This window comes from Spongiibacter sp. UBA1325 (assembly GCF_002306875.1).
GTDB classification, from domain to species: Bacteria; Pseudomonadota; Gammaproteobacteria; order Pseudomonadales; family Spongiibacteraceae; genus Spongiibacter; species Spongiibacter marinus.
In genome coordinates, this window is sequence record NZ_DBTD01000010.1 from 22,730 (window position 1) to 32,494 (window position 9,765).

Genomic DNA, 9,765 nt, shown 5'->3' on the forward strand with positions numbered 1-9,765 from the left:
ATATCGTATCGTTACTGCTATAACGTGTCTCTATACTTACAGGATTTACCATTGAATACGTCTGTTGTTTTTACCTTTATCAGCAAGGACCGACCCGGGTTGGTTGAATTGGTTTCCAGCGCCATTGCCAGTGTCGGTGGAAGTTGGCAGGAAAGCCGAATGACACAATTGGCGGGCCAGTTTGCCGGCATCGGCCGCGTAAATGTGGCAGGCGATCAGCGCGATGCCCTGATCAGCGCCCTGCGCGCGCTCAGCACCGATGGCATTCAAGTCACCATTGATAGCGCCAATACCAGCGACGGCAGCGCCGAACAACACGGCTGCCAACTGCATATTTTGGGCAACGACCGGCCGGGAATCGTGCGGGAAGTGAGCCGCGCCTTGAAAGATCGCCAGATCAATGTGACCGAACTCAGCTCGAATATCACCAGCGCGCCGATGAGTGGCGAGGCACTGTTCGACGCTCATGTGAAAGCGGACTTACCCGCCGGTTGCGACCTGGACGAATTGAACGACGCCCTGGAAGAGATTGCCGAACAGCTGAGCGTCGATATCGATATTGAGCGCGCCTAGAAACGGCCGCTCAACGCAATTTTTTCATCACAAACACCGTCGCGGTCGCCGCCGCGACGATCACCACAACACCGAGCACGCACATCAGCAAATAGCCGAGCACTTCCCGCCACGGTACATCAAAGCTCCAAACCGCCGAGCACACCAGCATCACTGTTGCCAGCACCGCCAGCACCGGCGTACGGTAGCGTTTAAACAGTACAAACCACTCAGCCACCTTCGGCAAACCCTCTTCGCTTAAGCAAAACTGTCCTCTCGCAGCCACTCACAACGCAAGCGACCGGAGTCATCTCCGGGGGCATGGTAATCCCCTTCGGCTTGCCATACAAAGGTATGTGTACCGTTATAGGCCGTTTGCAGGTGCACCGTTGCCGATACCCAATACATTTTGCTAAGCATCTTCTCAAATAAACGCAGCCATGCATCCCACTCGTGCTCTATCGCCTTGTAGGAACTGCCAAAGTGAATGACATCGGTTTGGCAGTCGCCAAACTCCACGGCGCGGCGTGGCACCGAAAACATTTCCCGGCACAGCAACGGCCAGTCCTCGGCCGAGGGCAAGGTATCGGTAATTTGCTGATTCACCTCGCGGCGTTCCTGCAAATCGACACCATCTCGCACAAACAACATATCCGTAATGCAGCCGTAAACGACGGATTCTTGAGCCATAGTTGATCTTCCGACTTTTTCTTTCAGTCTACCGCTGCAATGACGCCGACGCGACGACACACTTAACGAGGCGTGTCCGGGGTCTCAAAATAGCGCCAGGCAATTATCGCCGCCAGTGCTGCGGCGCCGCTGGCCACCCAGAAACACTGGGCCGGGCTGATGTCCCAGGCGTAACCACTCAGCACCGCGCCCAACGCACCACCGGCGCCAAAGCTCAAGCCACTGTACAGCGCCATACCCTGGCCGTGGTGAGCGGTAAAAAACCGCCGTATCGTTTCGACGGCGGCAGCGTGAGCACTGCCAAAACTGGCCGCGTGCAAACACTGGGCAAACACCAAAATGACCACTGACTCGACAAATTCAGCAATTAACCACCAGCGCAACGCCGTTAGCGCCAGGCTGGCGATCAAAATCTGGCGCAGGCTAAAGCGCTCCAGCAGCCGGTGCATACCCATAAACAGCAACACTTCAGCGAACACCCCTAGCGACCACAACATCCCCGTTGCCGACTTGCTATAGCCCTGCGCTTCCAAATGAATACTGAAAAAGGTGTAGTACGGCCCGTGGGAGAATTGCAGCAGAAAACTGGTGGCAAAGAAGGCAATCACCGCTGGCTGCTTTAATATTCGCATCAGCGAACCGGGGCTGCGATCCCCCCGCGTTAAGCCCTCGGGGTTTTCTGCCACCAACAAGCTCCCCAGCCAGATAGCCGACAACAATGCGGTAATGATGTACAGCAGATGCACGATCGGGTGGTGGTCCAACCAGGCACCCACCGCCAATACCGCGGCGATAAAACCAATCGAGCCCCACAAACGGATCAATGAATAGCGGCCATGCTGACCGCTCAAATGACTGAGCGTTAGCACGTCGAACTGCGAGAGCACCGCATTCCAAAAGAAGCTGTAGCCCACCACCACGGCGGCGAGCCAGTAGAAGTCCTGCCGGAAGTACACTCCACCAAAGGCGATAACCGCCAGCAGCGCCCCCAGGCGAATAATTCGCGTGCGGCAGTCATAGCGGTCAGCGAGGTAGCCCCATAAGTTGGGCGCCAGTACCTTGGTGACCATCACCAGCGCCGAGAGAATCCCGATCTCGCCAGAGGAATACCCCAGCGACTTCAGGTACAGCGACCAATACGGCAGCCACGTGCCCAGCAGGGCAAAGTAGAAGAAATAAAAGGCGGAAAGCCGCCAATACGGCACTGCCTGCGCCATAGCCGCCTAGCCTAGCGGCGCGCCGGAATCACCGGTGTTTGGCACTGAACATCGGCATTCTGGCCACGGTTACGCAACAGGTGGTCCATCAGCACAATCGCCAGCATCGCCTCGGCGATAGGTACCGCGCGAATGCCCACACAGGGGTCGTGGCGGCCGGTGGTTATCACGTCCACAGCCTCGCCCTGCTGGTTAATGGTTTGGCCGGGAATCAAAATGCTCGATGTCGGCTTCAGCGCCATATGGGCGACAATATCCTGCCCACTGGAAACTCCGCCCAGCACGCCACCGGCATTATTTGAGGTAAAGCCTTCAGGAGTGAGCTCGTCTCGGTGTTCGCTGCCGCGGGCATCTACGCAGTCAAAGCCTGCGCCAATCTCAACCCCCTTCACCGCGTTAATCCCCATCAGGGCATGGGCGATATCGGCATCCAAGCGATCGAAAACTGGCTCGCCCAGGCCTACTGGCACTCCGCTGGCCACCACCGAAATTTTGGCCCCTACAGAATCGCCGGATTTACGCAGCGCCTGCATATAGGTTTCCATTTCGGGAATTTTATCAGCGTCCGGGCAAAAGAAAGGATTCTCTTCAACAATGTCCCAATCGAGCTTATCTGCCTTAATCGGCCCCAGCTGCGACAAATATCCCCTCACCTGCACGCCGTGATGCTCCGCCAGGTACTTTTTGGCGATTGCCCCGGCAGCGACTCGCATCGCGGTTTCGCGCGCCGACGAACGGCCACCGCCGCGATAGTCGCGCTGACCGTATTTTTGCTCGTAGCTGTAGTCGGCATGCATGGGGCGGAAACGGTCTTTGATCTTGCTGTAGTCCTTCGAGCGCTGATCCTGGTTCTCAATCAACAGTCCAATAGAGGTACCGGTGGTCTCCCCCTCGAAAACTCCAGACAGAATTTTCACTTCATCGTTTTCACGGCGCTGGGTGGTATAGCGCGAGGTGCCGGGCTTGCGGCGGTCTAAGTCGCGCTGCAAATCACTTTCGGAAATTGCCAGCCCCGGCGGGCAGCCATCGATAATTGCGCCCAAGGCAAGGCCGTGGCTTTCGCCAAAGGTGGTGACGGTGAACAACTTACCGATGGTGTTACCTGACATGAAACAATCCTGCGTTGGGACAATAGGGCCGGCAAAACTGCCTGGCCGTAAATCATTACTCTACAAAGCGCGACAAACCGTGCCGAACGAACAGCGCCTGAATTATACGTGAAAGCGGCGTCTGAGTCAGAGGCTATCCGCGGCCTCTACCAACTGCTCTCGGGTCAGCGCAAACACGCCGTGACCGCCGCGCTCGAACTCGAGCCAGGTAAATGGCAATGTCGGGTAAGCCTGCTCAAGTGCCACCCAGCTATTGCCTACCTCGACCACCAGTAAACCGCCCTCTTCCAAATGGTCGGCCGCGTCGCGCAGGATTCGGCGGGTCAGATCCAGGCCATCCTCGCCCGACGCCAACCCCAGCGCGGGCTCGCGATGATATTCCGCGGGCATTTCCGCGAGGTCTCTGGCGTCTACGTAGGGCGGGTTGCTAACGATCAGGGAATAGCGCTGCCCCTGCAAGCCGCTAAACACATCGGAGTGAATAGCCTTCACCCTGTGGCCGAGTTCGTGGCGGGCAATATTGATGCCGGCGACATCCAGCGCATCGCCGGAAATATCCGCAACATCCACCTCGGCATCGTCAAAGGCGTAGGCGCAGGCAATACCAATACAAGCGCTGCCGGTGCACAGGTCCAATATGCGCTGGGGCTCGCTCGCTAACCACGGTTCAAAACCGTTTTCGATCAGTTCTGCAATGGGCGAGCGCGGTACCAATACTCGCTCATCCACATAAAATGACAGCCCGGCAAACCACGCCTCATGAGTCAAATAAGCGGCGGGTAAACGCTCTTCCACTCTGCGCTGTAGCAGCTGCACAATATGCTCGCGCTCACTGGGCAGCAAGGTGGCATCCAGAAACGCGTCCGAGCTATCGAAGGGTAACTCCAGGGCGTGAAGCACCAGCAGCCGGGCCTCGTCCAGGGCATTATCGGTGCCGTGACCGAAAAACAGTCCAGCGCGGCTGAATTCACTCAGGCCCCAGCGGATGTAGTCCCGAACCGTGGTCAGGTGTTGGCAAATCTCATTGTTGTGTGCCACCGCAGCGCCCTTCTATAAACCCGTTTTTAGCAAGCAATAATAACCAGCGCGAAGTTTACACTGCCCCCAAAGCGCTGCCCAGCATGCTTGGGAAAGCGTAAGGGCTCTGATACCATTGCGGCTCGTTTATAGGACATAAAAGAGAAGCTGGTGGAAAAAGCATTCGAAGAGATCATCAAACAAATTGGTGAAGACCTGGAGCGTGACGGCCTACTCGACACGCCAAAACGCGCGGCAAAAGCCTTTGAGTTCCTTACCGAGGGTTACCGTCGCAGTGTTGACGAAGTCGTGAACGACGCACTGTTTGAATCCGACGCCAACGAAATGGTCGTGGTCTCCGACATCGAACTCTACTCGCTCTGCGAGCACCACCTGCTACCCTTCATCGGCAAATGCCACGTTGCCTACATTCCCAACGGCAAAGTTTTGGGCCTGTCTAAAGTGGCTCGCATTGTCGACCTCTATGCTCGCCGCCTGCAAATTCAAGAAGGCCTGACCACGCAGATCGCCGACACCGTGCAACAAGTGACTGGCGCCGAAGGCGTGGCCGTGATCATTGAAGCCCGCCATATGTGCATGATGATGCGCGGCGTGCAAAAGCAAAACTCCGTTATGCGCACCAGCGCCATGTTGGGCGTGTTTAAAGACAACGCCGCCACGCGGGCAGAGTTTATGTCGCTGATCAAATAAAGCGTTGCTTTGGCCCGCTGGGCAACAAGGAAAATAAAAGGGCCGAATTGGCCCTTTTTTATTGCCACATCATTGACCAAATTACGGTATGCGTCGCCGCGACGGAGCCAAACAGCTATCCTCTGTCTTGTATACCACCCCAGAACGAGACATAAATGGCGTGACCACGACAAGGCCCATGTTCGACAGCTACCCGCAACTGAGCGGCGCCCTACCCTGGCTCCCCCTCGCTGACCTACCCACGCCAGTTGAACCAGTATCCGGAATTGGCAGCAATGCCTGGATTAAACGCGACGACCTTTCCCACGCGGTGTATGGCGGCAACAAACTCCGCAAGCTGGAATTTATCTTGGCCGATGTTCTGGCGCGTGGCAAAACGCATGTAATCACCTTCGGCGCCACGGGCACCAACCACGGCGTTGCCACCGCCATGCTGTGCCAACAATTGGGCCTGCGCTGCACGGTGCTGTTATTTGAACAACCGCCCTCTACCACCGTGCGCGACAACCTCGCGCGAATGCGACACTTTGGCGCCGCGCTACAATTTTGTGGCTCACTCGCCAATACCGTGCGGCATTACTACCTTCACCCCAAGCGCCTGTCACACAGGCACTACTTTCTGTTTGCTGGCGGCTCCAACGTTGCCGGAACCATGGGTTTTATCAACGCAGCATTTGAGTTAAGGCAGCAAATCGACACCAGCCAGTGCCCATTGCCCAGCCAGATATTCGTGCCCGTTGGCTCCTCTGCCACCCTTGCCGGCTTAACCGTTGGCGCTGCGCTAGCAGGCATAGAAAGCGATATTATTGGCATAAGAGTCGCCCCTTCCCACTTGGGCATCATTCCCACCTGCACCCCTGCCACGGTGAATCAACTCATCAGGCAAACATGCGCTGCGCTGACAAAAGCAGGCCTCTCACTGCCAACAATACCCACCGCCAAACTGATCGACAGTTACTATGGCGATGGCTACGGCGTGGCCACCAAAGCGGGAAGCAGCGCCACGGAAAAATTCGCCGAGTGCGGTATTACCCTGGATCAAACCTATACCGCCAAAGCGGCGGCCGCGTTTTTAGACGCCGCAAGCCAAAGTACTGAGGTGAAGCTTTACTGGCACACGTTTAATTCGCGGCCGGTTGACGGGGCTTAGATAAGTATCGGGGTAAAGGCTGTCATTAACTTGAATTCAAACCTACAATTCTGGCTAGTTGATTTATTATTTATTCTTATGCTCCACGATCTTAAATGATTTAAATGCAGCTCTGGCGTAAATTATTGGAACGTCGGAGTCTTCTTTAGATAGGTGACCGAAAACATCTCCTCGCACTAACTTTGATTGACACCCAATTATGACTTTCCTCAGCTTCATTTCGTGTGAAAATGGCTCAAAGTAAAGCCCATCCTCATACTTAAATTTTTTTAACTGGCCTATCTTTCTGTATTCTTCTTCGTATTGCCAATGTTTGAACTTCGACAACAATAGTTTTTTAGGAAAATTTACATCTCCCATAAGGGCATCATCAAATCTTTCATTCACGTACTCCACCCTTCGCGCAGCATCAATGCCTTTCACCTCAAGCTCAATACACATCCCTCGGTGGTTATTCGCATAGTGTGCCCACTGAACAGGGTTCGACCATATTTTGCTAAAACAAAGTATTCCAAATTCTTTAGATACAGCATTTTTCATTCTCTGCAGCCGCGCCCTGACACCCCTGTCCTTTGTGTTTATACCTAATAATTCAAAAGGATCGTTCAGATTGTCAAAAGTAGAAACTTTAATTCTTCTGTTTGACAGATTCTTTAGTCCGTAGTGCTCATCCATATAGTGATAAAGCTTCATTAAACCTCCTGCTAGTGGCATATGCACTTGAGGCCGGCATAGCCTCTCCTCAGTTAGGAGCTAAGGTTGAGCCACACCGAGATACAAACTAACAGCCCCGGTCAGACCTAACCGAGCGACAGCCAGTTCTTCGCTAGCGAGCAACTAGACCTACACCAGAAAATGCCCCTTAACCGCTTCAGCCACCTCCTTAACGCAGCTATCCATATGGCTGTGATGGTCGCCATCAACATCCAGTGTGCTAAAGGCCTTCGGTCTGGCGTCGCTTAGTGCGAGTATTTCCTGGCCAAAGCCCTGTTTGGCGGCAATAAACAGCAGCGGCGCGTGAATGCCTTCCAGCACGGCCCGCCATTGCTCTGCGGTCAGTTTATGCGGGGAGGCGAGTGCAAGGCGGCGATCGCTGCGCCAATAAAATTTGCCGTCGTCACCCTGATAGGTACCGCGCTCGGCAATGGCGCGAGCCGAACGCTTGCTCATGGGCATTACTTTAATACGCGCGGCGGCAGCGTCTTCCGGGGTATCAAACGCGCGTGGCGGTCGGCCCTGGTTGGAAAACCCGTTTAGATAGCGCTGCAGCTGTTTGGGGAATTCTTCACCCGCTTGCGGGTCGGCCAGCAAGCCGTCGATGCAGACGACCGCGCGAATATTGTCTGGCATAGCCGACGCCAGCAGCGCCGCGATCATCGCGCCGCGTGAGTGGGCCAACAGGCTGTACTGGGACCAGTCGAGTTGTTCGGCCACACCGCAGATAATTCGCAGATCGTCCCAAATGGCGTAGTTACCCGACGGCGGTTTGTGATCGCTATTCCCGTGGCCGGGCAGATCGAGCGCAACAATGCGCAGCGGGTTGCCCTGCTGCTGGAGATACTCGGCAATGGCGGCAAAACTGGCGGCATTGTCCAGCCAACCATGCAGGGCAAGCACTGGAATACCATCGGCCTGGCCCCAGGCTTGCGCGGCTATGTGCAGACCTTCCACCTCAAAGCTGAGCGATTCTGCAGAGACAGTCGTCATAGTACTAGCGGCCATTGTGAGCGTAGTTCGGAAAGTGACGCAGCCATTGCAAGTTGCCACAGCCCGGGGCGAACACCTCGGCGTCAACACGGGCCATACTGGCAGTTTGCAGCCCCCAATAGGATTGTGACTCGCCCTGCCAGTGAGCCAACGCATTACTGAGTAGTGGGTTGTGCCCCACTAGCAGCAGGCGCTGACCGCGAAACGTCGACAGCATGGTATCGAGGTCTTCGAGTCGGTTATCCGGGGTCAGACAGGCTTTATTGCGCTGGGGTAGCTGCCAATCGGCATTGATAATGGCGGCGCTTTGCTGGGCGCGGCGGTAAGGGCTTACCCAGATTTCCTCGGGGCGCCAATCTTGCTGGCCAAGCCACTGCGCCGCGGCTTCAACTTCGGCAATACCGCGCTCGGTGAGTTCGCGCTCCATATCGGTAGCAGCATCCCACGATGCCGCGCCGTGGCGAATTAAGACTATTTCCATCAGCTTTTCTGCACTGCAAATTCAACGTCGCGGTTTTGCTCCGCCCACATCATATCGCCAATCACTTCTTGCACGGTTTTGCCCTCGTAAATGATGGCGTACAAACCATTGACCAACGGCATGTATATATCCAGCTGCTGAGATTGCTGTTTGAGCAGCCTGAGGGTATTCACCCCTTCCGCCACCTGCCCAAGCTCAGCGACGACTTCGTTTAGATCCCGCCCCTGCCCCAGCGCATAACCCACACGGTAGTTGCGGCTCAGTGGTGAGGTACAGGTTACGAACAAATCGCCCACACCGGCCAGGCCCAAAAAGGTTAAGGGGTCAGCGCCCTTTTGCACGGCGTAGCGGCTCATTTCCGCCAGGCTGCGGGTAACCAGCATGCTGATCGTGTTGTGCCCCACGCCCAGTGCCGCCGCCAAACCCGCGACGATGGCGTAGACGTTTTTCAGGGCACCGGCCAGCTCCACCCCGTAGATATCGCTACCGGCGTATACACGAAAATACGAGCACTGCAGCAGGTCTTGAATACACTGAGTAAGCTGCTCATCAGCACTGGCGATAACCGTGCCGGTAATTTCCCGAGCTGCCAACTCTTTGGCAAGGTTTGGCCCACTCATCACGCCGATGCTGACGTTGCCCAGCTCTTCTCGCAAAACTTCGCTCATCAGTTCATTGCTGTCGACCTCGATACCCTTGGTCGTGCTGACCACCATAGTGCCGTCGGCTAATAACGGCGCCAGTTGGCGAGCCACATCGCGGCAAGACTTGCTGGGCACGGCAACGAAGACCACGTCGCAGCCCTTTACGGTTTCGGCCAGATCGGTGCTGGCGCGCAGGGCGGGGTTCAGGGAAATATCGGGCAGGTAGGCGCTGTTACTGTGCTGCTCGTTCACCTCGGCGACGCGCTCGGCGTTACGCATCCACAGGCACACATCATGGCCGTTATCGGCAACAATATTGGCGATTGCCGTACCGAAACTGCCCCCACCCACTATGGCTACTTTATGCTTGTCCGTCATTGCGGCTCCGCTTGTTGTTTTTCATGCAGTTTATCATTGCGCTGCGGCGATGAAGAACGGCGTCGAAAAAAAAGCGGCGCCGAAGCGCCGCTCTATTCACTGTGGTTCT

The 9,765-nt window shown here is 55.8% G+C and carries 12 protein-coding genes; 3 read left to right on the forward strand and 9 right to left on the reverse strand.

The features are described 5' to 3' along the window. The first annotated feature begins 51 nt into the window (after positions 1-51). On the forward strand, positions 52-573 hold the full coding sequence (locus B3K78_RS12085) for a glycine cleavage system transcriptional repressor (protein WP_286695669.1): 522 nt from the start codon (positions 52-54) through the stop codon (positions 571-573). A gap of 10 nt (positions 574-583) precedes the next feature. Here the strand turns inward: B3K78_RS12085 and B3K78_RS12090 are convergent, their stop codons facing one another. The 5 genes from B3K78_RS12090 to prmB all read right to left on the reverse strand — a co-directional run bounded on the left by B3K78_RS12090 (position 584) and on the right by prmB (position 4,606). Beyond that, the gene (locus tag B3K78_RS12090; RefSeq protein WP_286695670.1) at positions 584-790 is read right to left on the reverse strand and encodes a hypothetical protein; all 207 of its coding nucleotides are present in this window, start codon (positions 788-790) and stop codon (positions 584-586) included. Between the two features lie 20 nt (positions 791-810). Next, positions 811-1,242, reverse strand: a complete 432-nt coding sequence (locus tag B3K78_RS12095) for a hypothetical protein (protein WP_027873832.1) — start codon at positions 1,240-1,242, stop codon at positions 811-813. A gap of 62 nt (positions 1,243-1,304) precedes the next feature. Continuing rightward, complete coding sequence (locus B3K78_RS12100; RefSeq protein WP_286695671.1) at positions 1,305-2,459, reverse strand: MFS transporter; 1,155 nt, start codon at positions 2,457-2,459, stop codon at positions 1,305-1,307. 11 nt (positions 2,460-2,470) lie between these two features. Further along, a complete protein-coding gene (gene aroC / locus B3K78_RS12105) occupies positions 2,471-3,568 on the reverse strand; it encodes a chorismate synthase (RefSeq protein WP_286695672.1) in 1,098 nt (365 codons plus the stop codon). A 126-nt stretch (positions 3,569-3,694) separates the two neighbouring features. Continuing rightward, positions 3,695-4,606: a 50S ribosomal protein L3 N(5)-glutamine methyltransferase gene (gene prmB / locus B3K78_RS12110; protein ID WP_286695673.1), complete on the reverse strand. Its 912-nt coding sequence runs from the start codon at positions 4,604-4,606 to the stop codon at positions 3,695-3,697. 150 nt (positions 4,607-4,756) lie between these two features. Here prmB and folE point away from each other — a divergent pair, with 150 nt between their 5' ends. Both folE and B3K78_RS12120 read left to right on the forward strand, forming a co-directional pair. Further along, the gene (folE, locus tag B3K78_RS12115; RefSeq protein WP_286695674.1) at positions 4,757-5,296 is read left to right on the forward strand and encodes a GTP cyclohydrolase I FolE; all 540 of its coding nucleotides are present in this window, start codon (positions 4,757-4,759) and stop codon (positions 5,294-5,296) included. Between the two features lie 160 nt (positions 5,297-5,456). Then, a complete protein-coding gene (locus tag B3K78_RS12120) occupies positions 5,457-6,446 on the forward strand; it encodes a 1-aminocyclopropane-1-carboxylate deaminase/D-cysteine desulfhydrase (protein WP_286695675.1) in 990 nt (329 codons plus the stop codon). A gap of 66 nt (positions 6,447-6,512) precedes the next feature. On the opposite strand, the gene B3K78_RS12125 is transcribed toward B3K78_RS12120, so the two are convergent. The 4 genes from B3K78_RS12125 to B3K78_RS12140 form a co-directional block, all read right to left on the reverse strand. Further along, positions 6,513-7,139 (reverse strand): DUF2971 domain-containing protein, encoded by a 627-nt coding sequence (locus tag B3K78_RS12125; protein WP_286695676.1) that lies wholly within the window; start codon positions 7,137-7,139, stop codon positions 6,513-6,515. Positions 7,140-7,289: 150 nt separating this feature from the next. Further along, positions 7,290-8,153 carry an alpha/beta fold hydrolase gene (locus B3K78_RS12130; RefSeq protein ID WP_286695677.1) on the reverse strand — a complete coding sequence of 288 codons (864 nt, stop codon included), beginning with the start codon at positions 8,151-8,153 and terminating at the stop codon, positions 7,290-7,292. A 4-nt stretch (positions 8,154-8,157) separates the two neighbouring features. Then, a complete protein-coding gene (gene sixA / locus B3K78_RS12135) occupies positions 8,158-8,634 on the reverse strand; it encodes a phosphohistidine phosphatase SixA (RefSeq protein ID WP_204996400.1) in 477 nt (158 codons plus the stop codon). Then, positions 8,634-9,656, reverse strand: coding sequence for an NAD(P)H-dependent glycerol-3-phosphate dehydrogenase (locus B3K78_RS12140; RefSeq protein WP_286695678.1), 1,023 nt, complete (start codon positions 9,654-9,656; stop codon positions 8,634-8,636). Before B3K78_RS12140 ends, sixA begins: the two co-directional genes overlap by 1 nt. Positions 9,657-9,765: the final 109 nt, after the last annotated feature.

Coding starts and splice junctions, on each gene's coding strand:
- B3K78_RS12095 (WP_027873832.1), bottom strand. CDS start 1,242: ATGGCTCAAGAATCCGTCGTTTACGGCTGCATTACGGATATGTTGTTT.
- B3K78_RS12100 (WP_286695671.1), bottom strand. CDS start 2,459: ATGGCGCAGGCAGTGCCGTATTGGCGGCTTTCCGCCTTTTATTTCTTC.
- aroC (WP_286695672.1), bottom strand. CDS start 3,568: ATGTCAGGTAACACCATCGGTAAGTTGTTCACCGTCACCACCTTTGGC.
- B3K78_RS12125 (WP_286695676.1), bottom strand. CDS start 7,139: ATGAAGCTTTATCACTATATGGATGAGCACTACGGACTAAAGAATCTG.
- B3K78_RS12130 (WP_286695677.1), bottom strand. CDS start 8,153: ATGACGACTGTCTCTGCAGAATCGCTCAGCTTTGAGGTGGAAGGTCTG.
- sixA (WP_204996400.1), bottom strand. CDS start 8,634: ATGGAAATAGTCTTAATTCGCCACGGCGCGGCATCGTGGGATGCTGCT.
- B3K78_RS12140 (WP_286695678.1), bottom strand. CDS start 9,656: ATGACGGACAAGCATAAAGTAGCCATAGTGGGTGGGGGCAGTTTCGGT.